Origin of the sequence: Streptomyces sp. AM 2-1-1, from assembly GCF_029167645.1 — a bacterium.
GTDB lineage: Bacteria > Actinomycetota > Actinomycetes > Streptomycetales > Streptomycetaceae > Streptomyces.
Genome location: NZ_CP119147.1, coordinates 4,556,219 through 4,580,632, shown reverse-complemented (window position 1 = coordinate 4,580,632; position 24,414 = coordinate 4,556,219). Strand labels below are relative to the sequence as shown.

Annotated in this window: 19 protein-coding genes and 1 tRNA gene; 10 read left to right on the top strand and 10 right to left on the bottom strand. The window is 72.3% G+C overall.

From position 1 onward, the window contains the following. Positions 1 to 35: 35 nt before the first annotated feature. From PZB77_RS20050 to PZB77_RS20030, 5 genes are read left to right on the top strand one after another with little or no spacing between them, the layout of a single operon-like run. Entirely contained in the window at positions 36 to 509 is a 474-nt protein-coding gene (locus tag PZB77_RS20050; protein WP_275493993.1) for an Lrp/AsnC family transcriptional regulator, read from the top strand. A 16-nt stretch (positions 510 to 525) separates the two neighbouring features. Then, positions 526 to 1,173: an ABC transporter permease gene (locus PZB77_RS20045; protein ID WP_275493992.1), complete on the top strand. Its 648-nt coding sequence runs from the start codon at positions 526 to 528 to the stop codon at positions 1,171 to 1,173. Next, a complete protein-coding gene (locus PZB77_RS20040) occupies positions 1,166 to 2,431 on the top strand; it encodes a betaine/proline/choline family ABC transporter ATP-binding protein (RefSeq protein ID WP_275493991.1) in 1,266 nt (421 codons plus the stop codon). The genes PZB77_RS20045 and PZB77_RS20040 overlap by 8 nt, the downstream gene beginning before the upstream one ends. Beyond that, a complete protein-coding gene (locus PZB77_RS20035) occupies positions 2,428 to 3,303 on the top strand; it encodes an ABC transporter permease (RefSeq protein WP_275493990.1) in 876 nt (291 codons plus the stop codon). The genes PZB77_RS20040 and PZB77_RS20035 overlap by 4 nt, the downstream gene beginning before the upstream one ends. A 38-nt stretch (positions 3,304 to 3,341) precedes the next feature. Then, positions 3,342 to 4,307 (top strand): glycine betaine ABC transporter substrate-binding protein, encoded by a 966-nt coding sequence (locus tag PZB77_RS20030; RefSeq protein WP_275496139.1) that lies wholly within the window; start codon positions 3,342 to 3,344, stop codon positions 4,305 to 4,307. 63 nt (positions 4,308 to 4,370) lie between these two features. On the opposite strand, the gene PZB77_RS20025 is transcribed toward PZB77_RS20030, so the two are convergent. After that, the gene (locus PZB77_RS20025; RefSeq protein WP_275493989.1) at positions 4,371 to 5,159 is read right to left on the bottom strand and encodes a S16 family serine protease; all 789 of its coding nucleotides are present in this window, start codon (positions 5,157 to 5,159) and stop codon (positions 4,371 to 4,373) included. A 142-nt stretch (positions 5,160 to 5,301) separates the two neighbouring features. Beyond that, the gene (locus tag PZB77_RS20020; protein ID WP_275493988.1) at positions 5,302 to 5,946 is read right to left on the bottom strand and encodes a helix-turn-helix domain-containing protein; all 645 of its coding nucleotides are present in this window, start codon (positions 5,944 to 5,946) and stop codon (positions 5,302 to 5,304) included. A gap of 542 nt (positions 5,947 to 6,488) precedes the next feature. Between PZB77_RS20020 and PZB77_RS20015 the strand changes: the two genes are divergently transcribed. From PZB77_RS20015 to PZB77_RS20005, 3 genes are read left to right on the top strand one after another with little or no spacing between them, the layout of a single operon-like run. Next, positions 6,489 to 6,932, top strand: a complete 444-nt coding sequence (locus PZB77_RS20015; protein WP_275493987.1) for a hypothetical protein — start codon at positions 6,489 to 6,491, stop codon at positions 6,930 to 6,932. Continuing rightward, positions 6,932 to 9,226 (top strand): hypothetical protein, encoded by a 2,295-nt coding sequence (locus PZB77_RS20010; protein ID WP_275493986.1) that lies wholly within the window; start codon positions 6,932 to 6,934, stop codon positions 9,224 to 9,226. Before PZB77_RS20015 ends, PZB77_RS20010 begins: the two co-directional genes overlap by 1 nt. Further along, a complete protein-coding gene (locus tag PZB77_RS20005) occupies positions 9,201 to 9,941 on the top strand; it encodes a hypothetical protein (RefSeq protein WP_275493985.1) in 741 nt (246 codons plus the stop codon). The genes PZB77_RS20010 and PZB77_RS20005 overlap by 26 nt, the downstream gene beginning before the upstream one ends. An 86-nt stretch (positions 9,942 to 10,027) precedes the next feature. On the opposite strand, the gene PZB77_RS20000 is transcribed toward PZB77_RS20005, so the two are convergent. Next, the gene (locus PZB77_RS20000; RefSeq protein ID WP_275493984.1) at positions 10,028 to 11,809 is read right to left on the bottom strand and encodes a DEAD/DEAH box helicase; all 1,782 of its coding nucleotides are present in this window, start codon (positions 11,807 to 11,809) and stop codon (positions 10,028 to 10,030) included. A gap of 180 nt (positions 11,810 to 11,989) precedes the next feature. Beyond that, positions 11,990 to 13,471, bottom strand: coding sequence for an MFS transporter (locus PZB77_RS19995; protein WP_275493983.1), 1,482 nt, complete (start codon positions 13,469 to 13,471; stop codon positions 11,990 to 11,992). A gap of 238 nt (positions 13,472 to 13,709) precedes the next feature. Here PZB77_RS19995 and PZB77_RS19990 point away from each other — a divergent pair. After that, positions 13,710 to 13,781, top strand: a tRNA-Cys gene (locus PZB77_RS19990). A 208-nt stretch (positions 13,782 to 13,989) separates the two neighbouring features. Here PZB77_RS19990 and PZB77_RS19985 read toward each other — a convergent pair. The 6 genes from PZB77_RS19985 to PZB77_RS19960 all read right to left on the bottom strand — a co-directional run bounded on the left by PZB77_RS19985 (position 13,990) and on the right by PZB77_RS19960 (position 22,616). Then, a complete protein-coding gene (locus PZB77_RS19985) occupies positions 13,990 to 16,338 on the bottom strand; it encodes a xanthine dehydrogenase family protein molybdopterin-binding subunit (protein ID WP_275493982.1) in 2,349 nt (782 codons plus the stop codon). Positions 16,339 to 16,495: 157 nt separating this feature from the next. Next, positions 16,496 to 18,412, bottom strand: a complete 1,917-nt coding sequence (locus PZB77_RS19980) for a 2Fe-2S iron-sulfur cluster-binding protein (protein WP_275493981.1) — start codon at positions 18,410 to 18,412, stop codon at positions 16,496 to 16,498. Then, positions 18,409 to 19,305: an FAD binding domain-containing protein gene (locus PZB77_RS19975; RefSeq protein ID WP_275493980.1), complete on the bottom strand. Its 897-nt coding sequence runs from the start codon at positions 19,303 to 19,305 to the stop codon at positions 18,409 to 18,411. Before PZB77_RS19975 ends, PZB77_RS19980 begins: the two co-directional genes overlap by 4 nt. 423 nt (positions 19,306 to 19,728) lie before the next feature. After that, positions 19,729 to 21,447: a beta-N-acetylhexosaminidase gene (locus PZB77_RS19970; RefSeq protein ID WP_275493979.1), complete on the bottom strand. Its 1,719-nt coding sequence runs from the start codon at positions 21,445 to 21,447 to the stop codon at positions 19,729 to 19,731. Between the two features lie 290 nt (positions 21,448 to 21,737). Continuing rightward, positions 21,738 to 22,025, bottom strand: coding sequence for a DUF3039 domain-containing protein (locus tag PZB77_RS19965; protein ID WP_026250415.1), 288 nt, complete (start codon positions 22,023 to 22,025; stop codon positions 21,738 to 21,740). A 30-nt stretch (positions 22,026 to 22,055) separates the two neighbouring features. Further along, the gene (locus PZB77_RS19960) at positions 22,056 to 22,616 is read right to left on the bottom strand and encodes a YqgE/AlgH family protein (protein ID WP_275493978.1); all 561 of its coding nucleotides are present in this window, start codon (positions 22,614 to 22,616) and stop codon (positions 22,056 to 22,058) included. Positions 22,617 to 22,886: 270 nt separating this feature from the next. Here PZB77_RS19960 and murA point away from each other — a divergent pair, with 270 nt between their 5' ends. After that, positions 22,887 to 24,227: a UDP-N-acetylglucosamine 1-carboxyvinyltransferase gene (murA, locus tag PZB77_RS19955; protein WP_275493977.1), complete on the top strand. Its 1,341-nt coding sequence runs from the start codon at positions 22,887 to 22,889 to the stop codon at positions 24,225 to 24,227. Positions 24,228 to 24,414: the final 187 nt, after the last annotated feature.

Here is a 24,414-nt window from a genome sequence, read left to right as displayed (position 1 = left end):
TGATGACCATCACATCCGAAGGGCCGGGGTGCACCGTGGGGATCGATCGACTGGACGGGGAACTGATCGTGCTGCTGGCCCGGGAGCCCCGTATCGGAGTGCTGGAGGCGTCCCGGCGGCTCGGGGTGGCGCGCGGCACGGTGCAGGCCCGGCTGGACCGCCTTCAGTCGAATGGAGTCATCCGGGGGTTCGGTCCGGAGGTGGACCCGGCGGCGCTCGGCTACCCCGTCACCGCCTTCGCGACGCTGGAGATCAAACAGGGCCAAGGCACCGACGTGCGGGCCCACTTGAGGGGCGTTCCGGAGGTGCTGGAGCTGCACACGACGACCGGGCACGGGGACATGCTCTGCCGCCTCGTGGCCCGGTCGAACGCCGATCTCCAGCGGGTCATCGACCGGGTCGTCGGATTTGATGGCATCGTCCGGGCCTCCACGGCGATCGTCATGGAGAACCCCGTACCGCTGCGGGTCATCCCGCTCGTGGAGCAGGCCGCGAAGGACACCGACTGATCCGAGGGAGTGCGCGTTGAGCTTCTGGGAGTACGTGACGACCCGGCACCAGCAACTGCTCACCGATGCCTTCCAGCACGTCAGCGCGGTCTTCCAGTGCATGGTCATCGCGACGGTGCTGGGGGTCCTGATCGGAGTGGTCAGCTACCGCAGCGGCTGGGGCGGCGCGTTCGCCATCACGTCCACCGCGACGATCCTGACCATCCCTTCGCTGGCCGCGATCGGTCTGCTGATCCCGCTGGTCGGGCTCGGGGTGGCGCCCACCGTGATCACCCTGACGATGTACGGGCTGCTGCCCATCGTCCGCAACTGCATCGTCGGGCTGCGCGGAGTGGACCCCTCCCTGGTGGACGCGGCGAAGGGCATCGGGATGTCGCGGATCGCCCGGCTGTGCCGGGTGGAGCTGCCGCTCGCCTGGCCGCCGATCCTCACCGGCATCCGGGTCGCCACCCAGATGCTGATGGGGATCGCCGCCATCGCCGCGTACGCCTCCGGGCCGGGGCTCGGCAACGAGATCTTCCGGGGCATCGCCTCACTGGGCAGCGCCAACGCGATCAACCAGGTCCTCGCCGGCACGCTCGGCATCGTCATCCTCGCCCTTCTCTTCGACGCCGCGTACGTCCTGCTCGGCCGGCTGACCATTCCCAGGGGGATCCGTGTCTGACACCGCAGGCGACACCACCGCCGAGCCGGAGGCGGCGCGGGAGACCTCCGGAGCGACGATCCAGCTGGAGAACCTCACCAAGCTCTACCCGGGCAACCCGAACCCGGCCGTGGAGAACGTCTCCATGGACATCAGGGCGGGCGAGACGGTGATCTTCGTCGGCCCGTCGGGGTGCGGGAAGTCGACCACGCTGAAGATGATCAACCGGCTGATCGAGCCGACGTCGGGGCGGATCAGGATCGGCGACGAGGACGTCACCGACATGGACCCGGTGAAGCTGCGGCGGAAGATCGGGTACGCGATCCAGTCCTCGGGGCTCTTCCCGCACATGACGGTCGCCGACAACATCGCCCTCGTACCGAAGATGGTCGGCTGGTCGAAGCGGAAGGTGAAGGACCGGGTGGAGGAGATGCTCGACCTGGTCGGGCTCGATCCCCGGGAGTTCCACGGCCGGTACCCGCGTCAGCTCTCCGGTGGTCAGCAGCAGCGCGTGGGGGTGGCCCGGGCGCTCGCCGCCGACCCTCCGGTGCTGCTGATGGACGAGCCGTTCGGGGCCGTCGACCCGATCACCCGCGACCACCTCCAGGACGAACTGATCCGGCTCCAGCACGAGCTGCACAAGACGATCGTGTTCGTCACCCACGACTTCGACGAGGCGATCAAGCTCGGTGACCGGATCGCGGTGCTGCGGGAGCGCTCGCACATCGCGCAGTTCGACACCCCGGAGGCGATCCTCACCAACCCGACGGACGACTTCGTCTCCGGCTTCGTCGGGGCCGGTGCGGCGCTGAAGCGGCTCAACCTCACCCGGGTGCGGGACGTGGTGGTGGCCGACTTCCCCACCGTGACCGTGGACGACCCGCTCCAGGACATCTTCAACAAACTGCGCAGCGGCCCGCACAACGAGCTGCTGATGCTGGACCGCAAGAACCGCCCGTACAAGTGGCTGCGGCGCGGCGACCTGATGCGGGCGCGGGGTTCGCTGGCACGGGCGGGGCAGCTGGTGCACGACACGGTGACCCGGGACGCCACGCTGCACGACGCGCTGGAGGCGGTGCTCACCGACAGCGGGGGGCGGGCCGCGGTGACGGGGCGGCGCGGCGAGTTCGTCGGGGTGGTGGACATGCGCACCCTGATGGACAACGTGCAGGAGCTGCTGGAGGCGGACCGGCTGACCGCGATGGAGCACCAGCACGAGCTGGAGGAGCTGCGGAGCCATCAGACGGAGCAGGAGCTGGAGGGAGGTGGCGGCGCATGACTCCCAGCAGCCGCCAGGGCCGCGACCCGTCCGGCAGGGCCTCGGAGCCGGCCCGGCCGCCGGGCGAGCACGACGTCGGGGGGAAGGCGTTCCGGGACGAGGAGAGCGAGCCACCCGCTCCCCCGTCTCGTCCGCCGCGCCGGATCACCCTGCAGAAGCTGGTGGTGCTGCCGCTGGTGCTGGCGGTGGTGCTGGTGGTGACGTACTTCTGGATCAACAACGTCACCCTGGACTCGATCGCGGAGAACTCCATCGCGGGCGACACGGTGGAGCTGCGCTGGTGGCAGCATGTCCGGCTGACGGCGATCTCGACGTTCTGGGTGCTGATCATCGCCATCCCGCTGGGCATCGCGCTCACCCGCCGGGGCCTGTCGCGCTCCGCGCCCCTCTTCACCGCCGTCGCCAACATCGGTCAGGCCACTCCGGCGATCGGCCTGCTGGCGCTGCTGGTGATCTGGCTGGGCATCGGCCCGTCCACGGCGATCACCGGCATGGTGATCTACGCGGTGCTGCCGGTGCTCTCCAACACGGTGGCGGGGCTCAAGTCGATCGACCCGACGCTGGTCGAGGCCGCGCGCGGCATCGGGATGTCGGGGACGGGGACGCTGGCGAAGGTGGAGCTGCCGCTCGCCGTCCCGCTGATCCTGGCGGGGGTGCGGACGGCCCTGGTGCTGAACGTCGGCACGGCGACGCTCGCCACCTTCGGCGGCGGCGGCGGGCTCGGCGACCTGATCACCTCGGGCATCCAGACGCAGCGCATGCCGGTGCTGGTGCTGGGGTCGGTGCTGACGGTGGTGCTCGCGCTGCTGGTGGACTGGCTGGCCTCGCTGGTGGAGCTGGTGCTGACGCCGCGCGGACTGGAGGCACCGTGAGGACGCGGGCGAGCGGATCGCGTACGGGAGTGGCCCGGCTGCGGGCGGGAGCGGCCGGGGTCGCGGTACTGGCGCTGGCGCTCGGCGGGTGCGGGCTGAAGAGCGGCTCGGTGATGGTGGACGACGTGTCGCCGGGCTCGGTGGGCGCCGGCGAGCCCCTCAAGGGCGCCTCGCTGACGGTCACCTCGAAGAACTTCAGCGAGAACATCATCCTCGGCCAGATGATCGGCCTGGTCTTCCAGGCCGCCGGAGCGGAGGTGCTGGACCGCACCAATCTCCCCGGCTCGATCAGCGCCCGCGAGGCGATCGTGCAGGGCGACGCGGACGCGATGTACGAGTACACGGGCACCGGCTGGATCACCTACCTCGGCAACGCGGAGCCGATCGACGACCCGCGGGAGCAGTGGGAGGCGGTACGCGACGTCGACCGGCGCAACGGGGTGACCTGGCTCCCCCAGTCCACCCTCAACAACACCTACGCGCTCGCCATCAGCCGGAAGAAGAACGAGAAGTACAAGCTGAAGGACCTGTCCGACGTGGCGGCGCTGTCGAAGAAGGACCCGTCGGCGGTGACGATCTGCGTGGAGAACGAGTTCGCCTCCCGCGACGACGGCCTGCCCGGGATGGAGAAGGCGTACGGCATGTCCGTGCCGGCCTCGAACATCCGCAAGATGGACGCCGGGATCATCTACACCCAGGTGTCGAAGTCGGACTCCTGCCTGCTGGGCGAGGTCTTCACGACGGACGGCCGGATCAAGGCCATGAACCTCGACGTACTCGCCGACAACAAGCACTTCTTCCCGAACTACAACGCCGCGCCGGTCATCCACACGGCGACCTTCGACACGTACCCGGTGATCGCGGACCTGCTGGACCCGCTGAGCGCCAAGCTGACGACCGAGGTCGCCCAGGAGCTCAACGCCAAGGTCGACGTGGAGGGCGCGGACCCGCACGAGGTGGCGCTGGAATGGCTGCTGGAGGAGGGGTTCATCAAGGACGGGTGAGGAACGGGCGGGGTCGCCGCCCCGGCGGCGGGGAGCCGGCGGGACCCGCCCGCCCCCGCGCGCTCAGCAGCGTGGGACGCTCGCGCCCCGGTCCAGGGCGTCGAGGGCCGAGACCGCGCCCTTGAGGGTGGTCACCGGGATCAGCCGCAGCCCCTTCGGGAGCTCGGCCCGGGCCTCGGTGCACTCGCCCTTCGGTACGAGGAAGACGGTCGCCCCGTCCCGCCGGGCGGCCTGGGTCTTCATGGACACCCCGCCGACGGCGCCGACCGTGCCGTCCGCCGTGATGGTGCCCGTACCGGCGATGGTGCGGCCCCCGGTGAGGTCGCCGCCGGAGCCGTTCCCGTCGAGCTTGTCGATGATGCCGAGGGCGAGGAAGAGGCCGGCGCTCGGACCACCGATGTCACCGAGGTCGAGGGAGAACCTCATCGGTCCCTGCTCGCGGTCGAGGTAGTTCAGGGCCGCGTCCACGGCGACGTCCTGGGACTCCTTCATGTCGTTCAGGTTGTGCTGCTCGATCTGCTTCTCGGAGCCCCCGGTCGGGTACACCGAGTTCCGCGACATGACCGCCCGGTCCGTACGGAACCAGCCGTCGACGACGTCGCCGATGCGCACGTCCGCCGTGGGGCCGGTCGCGACGATCGTCGTCATCCGCAGCTGGCCCTCCGTGGTGCGGGTGGGTGCCCCGGTGACGGTGATCACCGGCTTGCCGTTCGCGGCGCCGAGGACGTTCGCCGTGGTGCCCGGCTGGGCCAGGGTGAACGGCAGCGGGGCGAAGGCGGCGGTCCCGAACAGGGCGAGTACCGGCAGCGCGCAGAGAGCGAGGGTGCGGGGGCGCGAGAGACGAAGGGGCACCCCGCCAATCTATCGGTCGGTGCGCCCCGCTTCCGGCGCCGGGCCCGCGAGCAGTCGCGGGACGGGCACCCCCCCGCCCCGCTACCGTACGACGCCGAAGGATCGTGCACCTGTCAGTAATGGGCGGTCGTCGACGGCTCCGTCAGCGCAGGGCGTCGGCGACCTCGCGGGCGGCGTCCAGGACGCGGGGGCCCACCCGGTCGGGGATGGAGTCCGCGAGCATGACCACGCCCACACTGCCCTCCACGCCGGAGACCCCGACCAGCGGTGCCGCCGCGCCGCTGGCACCGGCCTCCAGCTCCCCCTTGGTGAGGGTGAAACCGGGGTGGTCGACAGCGCCGCGCTGCCGGGCGGAGAGGATGGCCCGGCCGGCGGCGCCCTGGTCCAGGGGGTGACGGAACCCGGGCCGGTAGGCCACGTGGTAGTCGGTCCAGGTGGGTTCCACGACGGCGACGGCGAGCGCGTCCGAACCGTCGACCAGCGTCAGGTGGGCGGTGGCCCCGATGTCCTCGGCCAGGGAGCGCAGGGCGGGCAGGGCAGCCTCCCGCACGAGGGGGTGCACCTGGCGGCCCAGGCGCAGTACGCCGAGTCCGACCCTGGCCCGGCCGCCGAGATCGCGGCGCACGAGGGTGTGCTGTTCGAGGGTGGCCAGCAGCCGGTAGACGACCGTGCGGTTGACGCCGAGCCGGTTGGACAGCTCGGTGACGGTCAGCCCGTGGTCGGTGTCGGCGAGCAGTTTGAGGACCCGAAGTCCTCTGTCGAGTGTCTGGGAAGTCTCCGCGGTCACAACCCGTCCCCTCCGAAGGTGAGCGACGACAGCCGCCTCCGCGTACACACGGCGCCGGTCCCAGCGGCGACGCACGGAGAGAGGCCGCCGGTCTGGTCCGGGCCGTGTCCGGAAGGCGCACCGGTCACCCGGAGGGCACGGCGCGCGCGGATACGACCTGGAACCGGCTGCGCTCCGCGGCGATATTGCCACGGGGCGTTCACATATGGACGGACAGTAGCGAGGCAGTCCGCTCAGCGGAAGGCCTCGTCCAGAATCCGGTCCCCCGTCGATCCCGCGCCCCATAACCGCCGGTCAGCGCGGAAGCGTCCGGAACGCGGACGTCTACGCGCGTCCATGTCGGACGACGCGGAGCGTCACCAGGGCCACCGCTGGCGAACCGGCGTTAACAGTACGTGACAAAAAATCATGGTTCTCACCGTGGCGGAGGACCATTTCCGCCATCCGTTCGATTAAGCGACACGGGCAACCCGTCCGGTTGGTAGGTTTCCCCGCCGTACGGCCTCCAGCCGGGGAGCCGGAACCACGGGGAGAGTCAGTCCATGGCATGGGACGAATGGGAGCGGTTGAAGGACCAGGCAGCCGAACAGCATTCCACCCGGATGCGGTTGAACCACGTGCCGCCGGAGCCCTCGGTCAGCACCCAGGGCGATCTGCGGGTCGATCAGCAGGACTTGGCGGCCGTGGGTGACGCCGCGTTCCGACTGCACCGGGATGTGGACCGGTTCAGCGACCATGCCCGTGTCGCCTCGCAGAAGGCGGCCTCCGGCCTGACGTCCGAGGGCTACGCGCTCGGCGGCGCCCTGGACCACGTGGCCGCGCGGTGGGTCGACCAGGTGCAGAGCCTGCTCGACGCGACGGCGCACATATCCAACCACCTCGACTACAGCAGGGGTGCGCACGCCGGCGACGAGGTTTTCGTCGCGGGGACCCTCAGCAGCATCAGCACCCTCGACTCGGGATTCGACGAGAGGACGGCGCGCTGATGGACCTCGACGCACTCCGCTTCGGGAACTTCTCCCAGCTCGACGCGGCAATAGCCGACTGGGAGCAGATGACCAAGAACCTGGCCACGCTCAAGTCGGACGCCAGGAACAACCTCCGGGCGAAGGCCGCCAAGGCAGACTGGACGGGCGTGAACGCCACGGTGAGCCGGGAGTTCATCGACAAGACGGCGGACGAGTTCGGTGACGCGCACACCCAGGCGCAGACCATCTCCAAGATCCTCGCCGACACCCGCGGCGAGTTGGTGGGGTACCGGGATCAGCTCAACGACGCGATCGACCAGGGCCTGAAGAAGAACCTGACGGTCGTCGACCAGGGCAAGGGTTCCTTCGTCGTCAACATGAACATCCACCCCGATCGCGCCGCGAAGGGCGCCCCGGTCGAGCACGATCAGGCGGACGTCGATCGCCTCCGCGACCAGGTCCAGGACATTCTGCGCAGGGCGACGGAGAGCGACACCTCCGCGGCCGAGGCGCTCACCCTCATCGTCGACCAGGCCACGTACGGCTTCTCGGACGCGAACTACACCGACCGGGACTCCGCCGCCCACGCGATCGCCGAGGCGGAGAAGCTCTCCAAGATCCTCGCCAAGGACCCGCACAAGGTCACGCCGACCGAGCTGAACTCCCTCAACGAGGGCCTCGCCAAGTACCAGAACGACCCGCTCTTCGCGGAGAAGTTCGCCACGGGGGCCGGCCCGAAGAAGACCCTCGAGTTCTACGCGGGCATCGCCGACCCCTACCAGGGGTACGGCACCGACCCCAAGCGCCTGGAGCAGGCGAAGCTCCTCCAGAAGAACCTCGGCGTCACGCTGGGCACCGCCACCCTCTCCGACAGCGAGGCGATGGAGGAGTGGGAGGACACGATGGTGAAGCTGGGCCCGGAGCACCTGGGCATCGACGACGCCAACGATCCGACCGGCTTCGGCGTCATGAGCAATCTGATGCGCTTCGGCGACTACGACGACCAGTTCCTCAACGACTACGGCGACGAGCTCGTCGCCCACGACAAGGAACGCAACGTCAAGGACATGAACCCCTGGATCAACAACTGGAACCAGGGCGACCTCAACTTCTACGACAAGAACGACCGCGGCCGCGACCCGATGACCGGCTTCATGGAGGCGCTCGGGCACAACCCGGACGCCTCTGCCCAGTTCTTCGCCCAGCCCGACGGCACGGGGGCGGGCGTCGACAAGGACGCGGAGGTGAACGACCACCTCACGTACCTGACCAAGGACCGGATCTGGCTCTCGGACGCGTACCTGATGGGCGGTGACGACAAGGTCGTCGCCGGCCACGACGCCCTCGGCCACGCCTTGGAGGCCGCGACCACCGGATGGGCGTACGACGCCGACCCGATGGCCGCCAAGGACCCCTTGGTCCCGGGCAGCCTGGACCACCGCACGGCCCGGACGGCCGGGGTGATGGAGCAGGTGGCATACCTGTACGGCAGCGAGGACGGCCCGAAGATGCTGCACGAGCAGCCCGAACTGGCGGACAGCCTGGGCAAGATGGGAGCGGCATACATCGACGACATCGACTACAGCTTGTCGGGGATCGGTGAGAGGGCCATGGACGACCACGTCTTCCCGCCCAAGTACGCCGGCCGGGCGAACTTCACCAACGATGGTGCCGTCAACTTCCTCAGCGTGTTGGGGCAGGACGAGACCTCGTACAAGACGGTCACGGCGGCCCAGCACCTCTACACGCTCAGCGCGCTCGACGCCTGTCCGGCGTCGGTCGAGGGCAACTTCGACAAGGCGCACGATGCGATGACGACGGGGGCGGAAGCGCGCGGCATCTTGGACCATGCGCGCGTGCAGCAGGCGGAGACGACCTACGAGGCCGACTCCGAGGAGGCCAACAAGTCGCTCGGCCGGTCGGGCGACTGGGTCAAGCTCGGCGCCGGGGTGGTCGTGGGCGCTGGTATTGCGGCCCTTCCGCTGCCAGGCAGCACGGCTGTCGCCCTGGTGGTCGCACCGCTGGCCGCCAACTCCGTGGGCGAGGCGATGAAAACGTTCATCGGCCATGAGGTCGACCAGGGCATCGACGGCGCCGAGGCCGACGCCACTCAGAAGTCTCAGATGACGAGCCACGACGTTTACAGCGCCGGTACCGACCAGCTCGGACAGGCCTACCAGACCTACCTCGACAACAACCCCGGTGCGGCCGCGGAAAGCAACGAGAGGAACTGGACCCAGGGAATCAACTACGCCTACAGCATTGGTTCAAGCCACGACGACCAGCGTGGGCGCGCCCCGTACAAGGGCTGACCGCCCGATGGAGAGCACCGATGCGCAGAACGGGAAAGCCATGAGGAAAAAGGGCCACTGGGCGGCGTGCGGGGTCCTGCTCGTCGCGGGATTCACCGCGTGTGGCGAGGGCGCCGGCGGACCCGCCGACAAGCCTGCTGTGCGGCCTGCGTCGCAGATGTGCGACGACACCCTGAGGGGAGCGGGCGGGGCCGCGCTCCGGAAGATCGGCGGCACGGACGAGTACTGGGAATCGGAAGGGAGCGGCAGGAACGGAGACCCGTACGAGTTCTCCCTCCGGGCGACCGCCAAGAGGCTCCGCGAGGGAATCCCGGGCGGTGACTGCAGGATCTACCTGGGAGACAGGGATTCCGATTTCCCGCTGATCGACATCCACTTCGTCGCGACAGCCGTCTCCCCCGACCCCGCAAAACCTGCGGGTTCCGGGGACGACTACGGCAGGATCATCTATCCCGTGGGGTCCTACGCCGCCGTCGGCAAGAACGAAGGCGCCATGCTGTACTTCGCGTGCCCGACGGCGAAGTTCCGGAAGGCCGGTGGATTCGTCAAGGCCGAGATGTACCTCGACGAAGGGATGGCCCGTCCCAGCAGCACGGCCAGGGACCGGATCGCGGTGCTCAACGCCGTTTCCCGCGGCCTGGCCGAGGAGTTGGGGTGCGGTGCGGAGGCGAAGCTGCCAGCCGCAGTGCCCGAAGGACACCGGGTACACAGCTGAGGACGGCCCGATGGCGGCGGCCCGGTACCGGCGGAAGGTTCCGCCGGCACCGGGCCGCCGTCGCACTCCGGTCGCCCGGGCGCGCCTCACTTCATCCGGGTGGCCCACTCCTGGACCTTCTTGATCCGGTCCTGGATCTGGCCGGCCGTGGCCTCGGCGCTCGGTGGGCCGCCGCAGACCCGGCGCAGCTCGTTGTGGAGCACGCCGTGCGGCTTGCCGCTCTGGTGGGTGTAGGCCGACACCATCGTGTTGAGCTGCTTGCGCAGACTCAGCAATTGCTTGTGGGTGACCACCGGCCGCGCCTCGGCCGGCTTCTCCAGGAGGTCCGCTTCCGCGGCGGGCTTGGTACGGCTGTGCGCGATCTGCCGGGTCTGCCGCTTCTGGAGCAGCAGTTGCACCTGGTCGGGCTCGAGGAGGCCGGGGATGCCGAGGTAGTCCTGCTCCTCCTCGCTGCCGGGGTGGGCCTGCATGCCGAACTCGGCTCCGTCGTAGAGCACCCGGTCGAAGACGGCATCGGACTCCAGTGCCTCGAAGGGCAGCTGGTCCTCGGTCTCCTCGTCCTCCAGCCGTTCGGCGTCGGCGAGGAGCTTGTCCTCCTCCGCGAAGGGGTTCTCCTCGTCGCTGCCCTTCTTCGGCTTGTCGAGGACATGGTCGCGTTCGAGCTCCATCTCGTTGGCGAAGTCGAGGAGCATCGGGATGGTGGGGACGAAGACGGAGGCGGTCTCGCCGCGCCTGCGGGAGCGTACGAAGCGGCCGACGGCCTGGGCGAAGAAGAGGGGCGTCGAGATCGTCGTCGCGTACACGCCGACCGCCAGGCGGGGTACGTCGACGCCTTCGGACACCATGCGGACGGCGACCATCCAGCGGGATCCGTCGGCGCTGAACCTGTCGATGTTCTTCGAGGCGGCCTTCTCGTCGGAGAGGACCACGGTCGGCTTCTCGCCCGTGACCGACTTGAGGATCTTGGCGTAGGCGCGCGCCGACTCCTGGTCGGTGGCGATGACCAGGCCTCCGGCGTCGGGGATGCCCTTGCGCACCTCGGTGAGCCGCTTGTCCGCGGCGGTGAGCACGTTGGGGATCCAGTCGCCGGTGGGCGAGAGGGCGGTGCGCCAGGCCTGGCCGATGGCGTCCTTGGTCATCGGTTCGCCGAGGCGGGCGGCGATCTCGTCGCCCGCCTTGGTGCGCCAGCGCATGTTGCCGCTGTAGCTGAGGAAGATCACCGGCCGGACGACACCGTCGGCGAGGGCGTTGCCGTAGCCGTAGGTGTAGTCGGCGGAGGAGCGCCGGATGCCGTCGTTCCCCTCCTCGTACGCCACGAACGGGATCGGGTTGGTGTCGGAGCGGAACGGCGTACCGGTCAGCGCGAGCCGGCGGGTGGCCGGATCGAACGCCTCCTGGCAGGCCTCGCCCCAGGACTTCGAGTCCCCGGCATGGTGGATCTCGTCGAGGATCACGAGGGTCTTGCGCTGCTCGCACCGGTTGCGGTGGAGCATCGGGCGCACGCCGACGCCGGCGTAGGTGACGGCGACGCCGTGGTACTCCTTGCTCACGGGCCCGGCGCTGTAATCCGGGTCGAGCTTGATCCCTATCCGGGCGGCCGCCTCCGCCCACTGCTTCTTGAGGTGCTCGGTCGGGGCGACGACGGTGATCTGCTGGACGACGTGGTGGTGCAGCAGCCACGAAGCGAGGGTCAGCGCGAACGTGGTCTTTCCGGCGCCCGGGGTGGCGACCGCGAGGAAGTCGCGCGGCTGCTCCTGGACGTACCTCTCCAAGGCGCCCTGCTGCCAGGCTCGCAGCTTGCCCGCCGTGCCCCAGGGGGCGCGGCCGGGGAAGGCGGGTGAGAGGTGGTGGGAGGCGGTAGTAGTCACGGTCTCCGGTTCGGGTCTCTCGGGTGCGTGGGGTCGTGCCGGTACCGCCCGGGACACCCGGTGCGCGATACGACAACCGGGCCACCTTACCGGGGGGCCGGGCGGAACCCCGTACGGACGAGGCGCGGTGCGGCCGGGTTGAGACCCTCTTCACAAGCGGCCGACGCCGCTCCGCACGGCTCAGCCGGCGTGCGGCGCCCGCACCCGGGTCGCCACCCAGGCCCCCACCAGGGCCACCCCCGCCATGGGCAGGAAGACCGCCGCGAAGGCCCCCGGGTGGCTCCCCCCGGCGCCCGCGCCGACGGTGCCGTGGACGGCTCCCACCGCGCCGCCGCCGAGCGCCGCGAAGGCCGCGCCGCCGATCGCGAGGAGCAGGACGTTGGAGAGGCCGTCGGAGATCTGGAGGGCGGCGGAGTTGGCGCCCGCCTCCTGCGGGGTGGAGAGCTTGAGCATCATCACACTCGTCGACGCGATCACCATGCCCATGCCGAAGCAGCCGACCGCCCAGGCGACCGCCACGGTCCAGGCGGGGACGGAGTGGATCAGCACGGAGGGGGCGGCGAGGATCGCCGCGGTGACCAGGAGCATGCCGACGAGGAGGAGCCGCTCCCGGTGCACCTCCATGCGCGGCCGGGACTGGAGGAAGGATCCGAGCGCCCAGGTCAGGCCGCCCGCCGCCAGCGACAGACCGGCCATCGTCGGGCTCAGCCCGCGCTGGGTGACCAGCATCAGCGGGACGAACGACTCGGCGGCGATGAACGAGCCGGCGGAGACCCCGCGCAGCAGCACCACGGCCGGCAGTCCGCGCACGGCGCGCACGGTCCCGGTGGGCAGCAGGCCCCGGACGGCGGGCACCAGCAGCGCGACCCCCGCGGCGGCGGGCAGCAGCGCGAACCAGTTCAGTTCCTGGCCGGCGTACTGGAGCAGCCCGGCGCCCACCGAGATGCCGAGGGCGAGCCGGATGCGCCGGCGGTCGAAGGGCTTCGTGCCCGCCGCCTCGTCCGCCGGGCCCGAGGCCCTGCGCCGGATCGCGGGCAGCGCGAGCGCCAGCGGGAAGACGATGAGGACCGGGATGCCGACGAAGACCCAGCGCCAGCCGAGGTTCTCCGTGACGGCGCCCGAGACGAGGGGCCCGACCACGGACGGGACGACCCAGCCGGCGGCGAAGGCGGCCATGATCGCGGGGCGGACGCGCTCCGGGTAGGCGCGGCCGACGACGACGTACAGGGCGACGATCACCAGTCCCCCGCCGAGTCCCTGCACGGCCCGGCCCGCGATGAACATCCACATGCCGGTCGCCGCGCCGGAGAGCAGCAGCCCCACCGCGAAGGCGCTGATCCCCGCCGCGAGGGGGCCGAGCGGCCCGCTGCGGTCGGCCCACTGCCCGGAGAACACCATGGCGAAGAGGCTGGTGGTGAAGTACGCGGAGAAGGCGAAGGCGTAGAGCGGGACCCCGTGCAGCTCGCGCGCCGCGACCGGCATGGCGGTGCCCACGGCGGTCGCCTCGAAGGCGATGAGCAGCACGACGGAGACGATGCCGATGCTCAGGGCGCGGTAGGTACGCCCCAGCACGCCCTCGGTGGAGTCGTCGGCGGGTGCGGGGGCCGGGGCGGGCAGGGGGGCGGCCGCGACGTCGGCGTCGCGCGGGTCCAGGGCGGTCATCGCACCAGGGTAAGGGGCATGCGACCGGTTGATCCCTGTCGCGGGGAGGGGGTGAGGGGGTCCGACGGTCGTAGGTCCGTACGCCGGGGGCGCGTCCCCGCGCCGCCCGAGGGGGTCCGGAGGGGGGACCGCGCCGTTGTGAACGGCGTGTGGCAGTCGTATTGCGGACCCGGCGAAACCCTTGAGCCGGGCGTCCCGGGGCCCGTACGGTCGTGGCAACACCGAGGCACACCCCCTCGGCCGTGTGCCCGAGAGGTTCAGGGGCTCGACTGCAACTCGAGTTACACCGGTTCGAATCCGGTCACGGCCTCGGAAGACGCGGCGGATCGCGTCGTACGAACGCGGCAGCGGCCGTCCCCATGGTGCGGGGACGGCCGCTTTCGCGTGCGCGGAGGGACGGCCGCTCCGGCGCGCGCCGGAGAGCGTCGGGCCACGCCGCCCGGGGGCGCGCCCCGCCGTGTCCCTCCGGCGCCGGGGCGCGGGAGGGACGCGGTGCGTGGCTCGGCCCTCGCGTGGCCTCAGCCCTTGGGGACCGCCGCGACGGCTGCCTGGGGGCGGACGGGGAGCCGGTTGACCGGCCGGCCGGTGGCGGCCCGGACGGCGGCGGCCACCGCCGCCGGGGAGGTGACCACCGGCACCGCCGAGACGGGCTTGGCTCCGAAGGGGGCGACCACGTCGCGCTCCTCGACCAGCTTCACGATGCGGATGTCCGGGGCGTCCAGGGCGGTCGGCAGGGCGTACCCGGTGAGGTCGGGGTGACGGACCAGGCCACGTGCGGTCCGGAGGTTCTCGGTGAGCGCGGCGCCGATGCCCTGGGTGACGCCCGCCTCGATGCGTGCGGCGAGCTGGGCCGGGTTGAGGACCCGGCCGACGTCCTGGGCGACGGCCATCTCGACCACCCGGACCGAACCGAGTTCGATGTCGACGTCGACCACCGCGCGTACCGCGCAGAAGGCGAGCCCGACGAAGGCGTCTCCCTGGCCGGACTCGTCCAGCGGCTCGGTGGGGTGCGGCCGGCACTGGGCGGTCGCCCAGAGCTCCTTGCCGTCCAGCGCCTCGGTGACCGTGGTCGAGAGCACCCCGTCGTAGGAAGTGATCTTTCCGTCGGCGATCTGGAGGAGCTCGACCGACATGCCGAACTTGTGGGCCAGCGGCTGCAGGAGCTGGGTGCGCACCATCTTCGCGGCGCGCTCCACCGCCCCGCCGGAGACCCAGGTGTGGCGGCCGTGGGTGGCCGGGCCGGCCGGCGGCTGGTCGGTGTCGACGGCGGCGACGTGGACCTCGTCGACCCCCAGGGTCTCCTGCACGATCTGGCGGGCGAGGGTGGTGAACCCCTGACCGGTCTCCACCGCCGCGCACAGCACGGTGGCGACGCCGTCGTGGACGCGCACGGTGGCGGTCGAGACCTCGTCGGCCCCCTCCGCACCCAGCATGTGGACCATGCCCAGCGCGTAGCCGACCCCCCGGCGTACGGCTCCGGGCTCGCCGGCGCCCTCCGGGCCGCCGGGCAGCAGCCACTCCTCCTCGGGGGCGTCCTTCGGCAGCGTGGGCAGCGGGAAGTCCCGTACGGCTTCGAGGAGTTCGGCCACGGGGGCGGGGCAGGTGACGGTCTGGCCGGTGGGCAGGAGGTCGCCGGTGGACAGGGTGTTGCGGAGCCGGATCTCGGCGGGTTCGATGCCCAGCTTGGCGGCCAGCTTGTCCATCTGGCCCTCGTACGCGGCGCACACCTGCATCGCGCCCTCGCCCCGGACGTGCCCGGAGGGCGGGTTATTGGTACGGACGGCCCAGCCCTCGATGAAGGCGTGCGGGACGACGTACGGTCCGCAGGCGAACGCGACGGCGGCGGCGAGGGAGGCGGAGGACGCGTCGGCGTACGCCCCCGCGTCCAGCAGGATCTGGGCCTCCACCTTGACCAACCGGCCTTCCGCGTCCGCGTGGTGACGGTACCGCAGCAGTGTCGGATGGCGGTGGGCGTGGCCGAGGAAGGACTCCTCGCGGGTGGCGGCGAGCTTCACCGGGCAGCCGGTCCGCAGCGCGAGCAGGCCGAGCGGGATCTGGAAGCCGGGGTCCTCGCGGTCGCCGGTCGCGCCGGGGACGCCGGTCACCACCACCCGTACCCGTTCGGGCTCCAGGCCGAAGCAGGCGGCGGCGAGGTCGCGGTCGGTGTGCGGGTCGGTGGAGGCGGTGTACAGCTCGACGCCGCCGTCCGGCCGGGGCACGGCGAGCCCGGCCTCGGCACCGATGGGGGCCGGGTCCTGGCGGCCGATGCGGTAGAGGCCGTCCACGACGACCTCGCCGGTGGCCTCCGGGTCGCCGTAGCGGAGCGGGATGTGGCGGACGAGGTTGCCGTCGGGGTGCAGCGGTTCGGCCTCGAACGCCTTCTCCGGGTCGGTGACCGGCTCCAGCACCTCGTACTCCACCGCGATGGCGGCGGCGGCGAGGCGGGCGGTGTCCGGGTGGTCGGCGGCGACGGCGGCGATCGCCTCGCCGTGGTGGCGCACCAGGTCGGAGGCGAAGACCGGACGGTCCACGACCTGGCGGCCGTAGAGGGCCTCGCCGGGGATGTCCTGATGGGTGACGACCGCGCGGACCCCGGGCATCCGGGCGGCTGCCGCGGTGTCGAGCGACACGATCCGGGCGTGCGGGTGCGGAGATCGCAGGACGGCCGCCCAGAGCAGGCCCTCCGCCCAGAGGTCCGCCGCGTACGGGAAGGTGCCCTCGGTCTTCGCACGGGCGTCGGCGGCCGGCAGCGAGGCGCCGAGGCCGTGCGCGCGCGTCTCCGGGGTGCTCCCGGGAGGGCCGGGCGCGTCGGTGCGGGGCAGGGTCGTGCTGGTGGCGTTGGCCGCGGTGGCCGCGTCGCTGGTCACGCCGCCTCCTTGTCGTTCGCTCCGCCTCGGCGGCGGCTGGGGGGACCGGTGACGGTGGGCCGCACTGCGGCGTCGCGGCGGGGCCGGGGTGCCGGGCGCGCGTCCGCCGAGGTGGACGCGCGGAGACCGGGGCGGGAGGGCGGCGAGACGGCGGGGCTCACCGCGCGTCTCCCTCGTGCGGCGGGGCCTGGACGCCACCCGCGCCGGGCGGCGCCTGGTGCGGGATGCGCGCCTCGGTCGCTTCGGGGGCTGCGGTGGGCGGTACGGCGGCGGCCTCGGCGCTCGCGGCGCGGGACGCCACGACGTCGCGTACGGCGTCGAGCACCCCCCGGTAGCCGGAGCAGCGGCAGAGGTTGCCGCACAGGGCCTGGCGCGTCTGAAGCTCGCTGGGGGCGTGGTTGCCCTCCAGCAGGTCGTGGACGGTCATCGCCATGCCGGGGATGCAGAAGCCGCACTGGACGGCCCCGCAGGCGGCGAGTGCGCGCTGCACGTCGGAGGGTTCGCCGTCGACGGCGAGACCTTCCACGGTCCGGACCTCGCTGCCTGCGGTGGTGGCGGCCGGTACGAGGCAGGAGGCGACGAGCCGGCCGTCCACCTGGACGTTGCAGGCGCCGCATTCGCCCTGCGAGCAGCCGTCCTTGGCGCCGGCGAGGCCGAGCCGCTCCCGCAGGACGTAGAGCAGCGACTCGCCGATCCAGGCGTCGGCGACCGGGCGGTCGACGCCGTTGACGTGCAGGAGGTACGAGACGCTCGGGTGCTCGCTCGCACGCGGCGCGGGCTCTTCCGCGGCGGGCAGGGCGCCGGCGGCGTCGTCCTCGGGGGCGGACTCCTCAGGGGCGAAGGTGCTGGGAGCGGACTCCTCGGCGGCGTACTCCTCCGGGGCGTCGGGGAGTTCACCCCCGGCCTCGCCGTGCCCGGTCGCGTCCTCGGTCCCGGTTTCGGCGTCGGCCTCGACTTCGGCGGCGTCGGCGGTGGCGGCTTCGGCCGGTGGCCCGTCCTGGCCGGGTGCGGTGTCCGACGTGTCCAGGACGTCCGCCACTTCCCGGGTGTCCGGGACCTCCGGCGGAAGTGCGGGGCCCTCGTCGGCGGTCGCGGACCCGGAGTCGTCACCGGCGTCCACCGGCTGCTCCGGGGGGAGTTCGGCGTCCGCCTCCCGGTCCGGCGGGGTCTCCGGCTCGGCCGCGGTCTCCGGCTCGGCCTCGGCGTACTCCTGGGTAGCCCAGGGTGCTGCCGCGCCGCCGGGGAGCGTGGCCGGCGGGGTGGCACCGGTGTACCACTGGTCGATCGGCGAGGAGGCTGCGAACTCCCCCGACTCGTCGGGCAGTTCCCCGTCGGCGACCGGGATCGTCCACTGGCCGGTGTGCCCCGCGGGTTCGGCCTGTCCGGAGAGGTCCACGTGACCGGTGAGGTCGATGTGACCGGTGAGGTCGACGTGACCGGTGTGGTTCCCGTCGCCCGGGTGTTCCTGCGTGCCGCGGGTGTCCCGGGCGTCGTGGGCGTCGTGCGAGCCCCGGGCGTCGTGCGTACCGCGGTCGCCCCGCTCACTCCCGTAGGGCGGCTCGTAGGCCTGGGGAGCGGTGTAGGGCGGGTACCCGTCGTGGGCCGGCCGCGTGCCGTACCCGGGGTCGGCGCCGTAACCCGAAGGGGCCGGGGCGTCGGGCCCGTCCGGCCGGTCGCGCTCGTCGACGAAGTTCCACTGCTCCGTGTGGTGCCCGGCCGACTGCTCGTACGAGGGGTACGGGCTCTGCTGGTTCGGGTCGGGCCAGTGCACCGCGCCGGGCTGCCCGTCGTGCCCCGGCTGCGGCCGCGCGTTCCAGCCGCCGCCGGCCGCCGGGTCGTGGCCGGCCGCGGGCGTCAGCGGCAGGATCATCGGCGGCACGTAGCCGTGGCCGGGGGCGGCCAGCGGGACATCGGCCAGATCCTCCGGCGGCAGGTGGACGAAGGCCGTCGCGTCGGCGTCGTACTCGCCGCTCTGGCGGGTCGGCTGCCAGGAGCCGTACTGCGGCTCGGCGTCGTACTCCGGTTCGTAATCCCCCTGCCGGCCTTGGCGGCCGCGGGGTTCCTCGTTACTCACGACAGTGCCCTCCCCAGCGCACGCCGGGCCAGTGCGGCGACGGTGCGCCGCAGGTGCAGAACGGCGGGTGGCAGCGGTGGTGGCGCCTCCCCTTCGGCCGACGGTACCTGGTCGGGGATGCAGGCCGCGGCGACGTACTCGCCGAAGGCGGCCAGCGCGTCGGGAGCCAGGCCCCGCGCGCCGTCCCAGTCGATCAGCGAGGCGATCCACTGCTCGGCCTCCAGCGGGCGCAGCGGCATCGGCGCGATGGCGCCGACGGCGCACCGCACGCCGCGGCGGGCCGGGTCGAGGACGATGGCGACGGACGCCACGGCCCGGCCGGGGCCGGTGCGGCCGGTGGCCTTGAGGAACACCTGCGGGGCGTGCAGCAGCGGCACCCGGACGAAGGCGATCAGCTCGGCGGGTTCGAGGAGTTCCCGGCCCGCGAGCAGGTACGAGACCGGCATCTCGCGGCGGCGGCCCTCGGGGCCGGCGATGACCAGCTCGGCTTCGAGGGCGGCGAGGACCGGGAGGGTGTCACCGGTCGGCGCGGCGCCCGCGATGTTGCCGCCAAGGGTGCCGGCGTTGCGGATCTGGGGCGGGCCCGCGGCGCGCGCCGAGGCGGCGAGGGCGGGGATGAGGGCGGCGAAGTCGGGGCGGCCCATGCGGGCGTGGGTGAGACCGGCGCCGAGGAGGGCGTGCCCGTCCTGGTAGTTCCAGCCACGCAGCTCGCTGATGCGACCGAGTCCGACGAGGCCCGAGGGGCGCAGCAGGCCTTGGTTGACGGCCGCCATCAGGTCGGTGCCCCCGGCCACCGGGACCGCGGCGGGCATGGCGCCGAGGGCCGCCACCGCCTCGTCGATCGATGCAGGCATGGTCACCGACTGCGTCGCCTGCGGTGCGTGCGTGGTCAACCCAGCTGCCCCTTCCCGGTGTCCGGGCCCTCCGGCCCGTTGCGCCGTACGGTACGTGCTCACGGCCCGGACGTGGCAACTCTGGCACATCTTCCGGCTGGTCCGGCGCGAGGGTCCACGAAGGTTGCATCCGTCACCGATCGGCCCGAAAATCCTGGTTCGCACTACTTCGGTACGGGGTGTGAATGGCCACTCCTCGGCGCGTCGCGCCGGCCCGCACCGGGGGCCGGGGAGAGGCGGTCGTCCCTGACGGCACGCGGTGCGGGGCGGTCGGGGCCCGTCCGGCGGCTCCGGACGCACCGCAAACTTTCGGCCAACACGAGCCGTCCGTACGAAGTCGCCGGAGCGGCCCCCGGAGGTGTGCGTACGGCCGGACCGCCCCCGCGCTCCGCCGTGCCGGGGCGAAAACGGGGGCGGTCGGAATCACACGACCGGGGGTGCGCCTTCGAGGGGGTGTCCGCCGATTCCGGGGCGTCGCTGCCACGGCAGCGGACCGCCCGGGGGGCGGTAGCCGACGCCGAGCGCGTCGAGCCGGGCGTAGTGCGGCTCCATGCGGGCGGTGAATCCGGCGAAGTCGCGTGCGGCGGGGGCGGGCAGGGCTGACCAGGCGACCTCGGCGAGGGCCGCGAGCCGCGGGTAGACCTGGTAGTCGACGCGGGCGCGGTCCGGCATGACCTCGGTCCAGGCGTTCGCCTGGGTGCCGAGGACGTGCCGGGCGGCCTCCTCGGAGAGGCCCGGCGGCACGGGTTCGAAGCGGTAGACGTCCTCCAGGGTGCGGACGTACCCGATCGGGACGGGTTCGTCGGGGCCGCCGTCCTGGCGGTAGTCGAGGTAGACCTGCTGCACCGGGCACATCACCACGTCGTGCCCGGCCTCGGCGGCGGCGATGCCGCCCGCGTAGCCGCGCCAGGAGGAGACGGCCGCGCCCTCGGGGAGACCGCCCTCCAGGATCTCGTCCCATCCGATGAGCCGGCGGCCCCGGGCGGTGAGCCAGCGGTCGAAGTGGCGGATGAACCAGGACTGGAGGCCCTCCTCGTCGCCGACGCCCAGCTCCGCGATCCGGGCCTGGGCGAGGGGGGACGCCTTCCACTGGTCCTTGGGGCACTCGTCGCCGCCGACGTGGACGAAGGGGGAGACCTCGGCGGGGAAGAGGTCGAGGATCTCCTCGAACACCCCCTCGTAGAAGCGCAGGACGGTCTCGGTGGGGGCCAGCACGTGGGGGCTGACGCCCCAGTTGTCCCAGGGGGTGAGGGCGGCGGTGTCGACGACGTCGCGGTTGCCCAGCTCCGGGTAGGAGGCGATGGCGGCCTGCGAGTGGCCGGGGATGTCGATCTCGGGGACGACGCGGATGTGCCGCTCGGCGGCGTACGCGACGATCTCGCGGATGTCGTCCTGGGTGTAGAAGCCGCCGTGCGGGGTCTCGTCCCAGAGGTCGGAGGCGCGGTGGCCGTACTTGGTGCGGGGCCGCCAGGCACCGGTCGCGGTGAGGCGCGGGTGGCGCTCGATCTCGACGCGCCAGCCCTGGTCGTCGGAGAGGTGGAAGTGGAAGACGTTGAGCTTGTGCGCGGCCAGCAGGTCGAGGTGGCGCAGCACGTCGTCCTTGGGCGTGAAGTGCCGGGCGACGTCGAGCATGAAGCCGCGCCACGGGAAGCGCGGAGCGTCCTCGATCTCGACGGCCGGCACGGTGGGCCGGGGAGCGGGGGCGAGGGGGGCGCGGCGGAAGGCTCCGGGGCCGAGGAGCTGACGGAGGGTCTGGGCGCCCCGGAAGACGCCGGCGGGGCTGCCGCCGGTGAGGCGCACCCCGGTCGCCGCGCCGGCCGTCAGCCGGTACTCCTCGGGTGCCAGGGCGGGGTCGGTGCGCAGTTCGACGGTGCCGGGGCCGCCTTCCCGCCCCGGGGCGAGCGGGAGGCCGAAGGCCGCACCGAGGGTGGCGCGCAGCCAGCGTTCGGTGGAGCCGGTGCCTGGTCCCGCGACGAGGGTGGTGGTGTCGTCCAGGACGAACGCGGCGTCCCCGGTGGCGCGGGCGCGCGAGGGCGCCGGTACGAGGCCGAGGGCGGTGATCGTGTCGGTGGGAGCGGTCGTGGTCCCGGCCGGGTCGGTGGCCGTGGCGGCTTCCGACGGTGTGTCCGTGTGCCTGTACATGGGGCGCATCCTTCAGCACACCGGCCGCGAACTGAACCCTGGTCCGGACCAGCGGCACCGGCCCGTACCCGCCCGCACCGGCCGGGACCGGTGGCCGAGCGGCACATCCGCGTCGTCCCCGGGATCGACGTCCCCGGCCACTCGCAGGCCGCCATCGCCGCCTGCCCGGAGCCACGCCCCGCCCGGACACGGCGGATCCCCGCGCCGTGCGCCGGGGCGCGGCACGGGGATCCGTGGTCCGCGGGGGTGTCCGACGCGCGCCGGCACCTCGGGTCGGGCCCGCGGAGGGGCTACTTCTTGTCCTTGCCGCCCTTGTCCTTGTCGCCGCCGGCGCCCATGGACTCGTAGATCTCCTTGCACATCGGACAGACCGGGTACTTCTTGGGGTCGCGCCCCGGTACCCAGACCTTCCCGCACAGGGCGACCACGGGCGTGCCCTCCAGGGCGCTCGCCATGATCTTGTCCTTCTGGACGTAATGGGCGTAGCGCTCGTGGTCGCCGTCCCCGTTCGACACCTGCGGTGTCGGCTCTACGAGGGTCCCCGTACCTGCCCCGCGCTCGGGCTCAAGAGTGCTCATGAGCGCCAAGGGTACTGGCGAGCGGGGCGGTCAGTTCAGCGAAGGGTCGTCGGGATAGGTGGCGATCATGGCCAGTTGGCTGCGCTGGCGCCGCAGAACGGCCCGCCAGAGCTTCTCCGGGTGCGGGGAGGCGACGTCGCCGGGCTCCGACTCGACCACGTACCAGGCGCCCTCGGCGAGCTCGGTCTCCAGCTGGCCGGGGCCCCAGCCGGCGTACCCGGCGAAGATCCGCAGGGAGCCCAGGGCCGCCGCGAGGAGCTGCGGCGGGGTCTCCAGGTCGACCAGGCCGATCGCCCCGTGCACCCGGCGCCAGCCGAGCGGGCCCTCGTCGCCGGGGATCACCGCCACCCCGAGCGCGGAGTCCAGCGAGACGGGCCCGCCCTGGAAGACCACGTCGGGCGCGCCCGAGAGGCCCGCCCAGGCTTCGAGGATGTCGCCGACCTCCACCGGGGTGGGCCGGTTGAGGATCACGCCGAGCGAGCCCTCCTCGTCGTGGTCGAGGAGGAGCACCACCGCGCGGTCGAAGTTCGGGTCCGCGAGAGCGGGTGTGGCCACCAGCAGCCGGCCTGTGAGGGAGGACACCTCGGTCATGGGGGAATGATCCCGCATCCCGGTCCCGTACGGGGCCCGAGTGGCCCGGCGGGGGCGCGGAGGGCGGCACGGACCGGGCGCGCGGGGGCACGGGGGAGCGCACGCTCCCGGGCCGCCCGGGAGCGTGACCCTGTGCGAGGGGAGGCGCGCGGAGCGTGGCGCGACCGCGATATGGCGTCGGTACACGCCGCATCGCCTGCCGGGCGGGGGGTAGGAGGCCATTACCCTTTTCCTCGGCCCCCTGCCCGACCACTCCGGAACGCGAGATTCATGACCGGCACAGACGATGTCCTGCTTGTCCACGGCGGCACCCCGCTGGAGGGCGAGATCCGCGTCCGAGGCGCCAAGAACCTGGTGCCCAAGGCGATGGTCGCCGCTCTGCTCGGCAGCGGTCCCAGCCGGCTGCGCAACGTTCCCGACATCCGTGACGTGCGGGTCGTCCGGGGTCTGCTGCAGCTGCACGGCGTGACGGTGCGTCCGGGTGAGGAACCGGGCGAACTCGTCCTCGACCCGACCCACGTCGAGAGCGCCAATGTCGCCGACATCGACGCCCACGCGGGCTCGTCCCGCATTCCGATCCTCTTCTGCGGTCCGCTGCTCCACCGCCTCGGGCACGCCTTCATCCCCGGGCTCGGCGGCTGCGACATCGGCGGCCGGCCCATCGACTTCCACTTCGACGTGCTGCGCCGCTTCGGCGCGACGATCGAGAAGCGGGCGGACGGGCAGTACCTGGAGGCGCCGCAGCGGCTGCGCGGCACGAAGATCCGGCTGCCGTACCCCTCGGTGGGCTCCACCGAGCAGGTGCTGCTGACGGCCGTGCTCGCGGAGGGCGTCACCGAGCTGTCGAACGCGGCCGTGGAGCCGGAGATCGAGGACCTCATCTGCGTGCTGCAGAAGATGGGCGCGATCATCTCCGTGGACACCGACCGGACGATCCGGATCACCGGTGTCGACCGGCTCGACGGGTACACCCACCGGGCGATCCCGGACCGTCTGGAGGCGGCTTCCTGGGCGTCGGCGGCGCTGGCGACCGGGGGCAACATCTACGTGCGCGGCGCCCAGCAGCGTTCGATGATGACCTTCCTCAACACCTTCCGCCGGGTCGGCGGGGCCTTCGAGATCGACGACGAGGGCATCCGCTTCTGGCACCCGGGCGGCGCGCTGAACGCCATCGCGCTGGAGACGGACGTCCACCCGGGCTTCCAGACCGACTGGCAGCAGCCGCTGGTGGTGGCGCTGACGCAGGCGACCGGCCTCTCCATCGTCCACGAGACGGTGTACGAGTCCCGGCTCGGCTTCACCTCGGCGCTGAACCAGATGGGCGCGCACATCCAGCTGTACCGCGAGTGCCTGGGCGGTTCGGACTGCCGCTTCGGCCAGCGCAACTTCCTGCACTCCGCGGTCGTCTCCGGTCCGACGAAGCTCCAGGGCGCGGATCTGGTCATCCCCGACCTGCGCGGCGGCTTCTCGTACCTGATCGCGGCGCTGGCGGCCGAGGGCACCTCGCGGGTCCACGGCATCGACCTGATCAACCGGGGCTACGAGAACTTCATGGAGAAGCTCGAGAAGCTCGGCGCCAAGGTCGAACTGCCCGGCGGTTCGCCGGTCTGACCCACCCCGCGGAGAGCCACCGGCTCCGTGTCGAAGAGCCCGTCACCCCGGCCCGCCCCGCGCGCGGCCGGGGCGGCGGGCTCTTCGCGTACGGTCGTCGCCGCACATCCGTAGGTGCTCCGTACACGCGAACGGCCCCGGGAACGCTCCGGGCGGCCCCTGCGCGGCGCCGGAGCCGCCGGGTGGA

Bases quoted from the DNA above. Each gene is read 5' to 3' on its own strand.
- PZB77_RS20010 (WP_275493986.1), top strand. From the start codon at position 6,932: ATGGACCTCGACGCACTCCGCTTCGGGAACTTCTCCCAGCTCGACGCG.
- PZB77_RS20015 (WP_275493987.1), top strand. From the start codon at position 6,489: ATGGCATGGGACGAATGGGAGCGGTTGAAGGACCAGGCAGCCGAACAG.
- PZB77_RS19960 (WP_275493978.1), bottom strand. From the start codon at position 22,616: ATGACCGAGGTGTCCTCCCTCACAGGCCGGCTGCTGGTGGCCACACCC.
- PZB77_RS19965 (WP_026250415.1), bottom strand. From the start codon at position 22,025: ATGAGCACTCTTGAGCCCGAGCGCGGGGCAGGTACGGGGACCCTCGTA.
- PZB77_RS20035 (WP_275493990.1), top strand. From the start codon at position 2,428: ATGACTCCCAGCAGCCGCCAGGGCCGCGACCCGTCCGGCAGGGCCTCG.
- PZB77_RS19970 (WP_275493979.1), bottom strand. From the start codon at position 21,447: ATGTACAGGCACACGGACACACCGTCGGAAGCCGCCACGGCCACCGAC.
- murA (WP_275493977.1), top strand. From the start codon at position 22,887: ATGACCGGCACAGACGATGTCCTGCTTGTCCACGGCGGCACCCCGCTG.
- PZB77_RS19995 (WP_275493983.1), bottom strand. From the start codon at position 13,471: ATGACCGCCCTGGACCCGCGCGACGCCGACGTCGCGGCCGCCCCCCTG.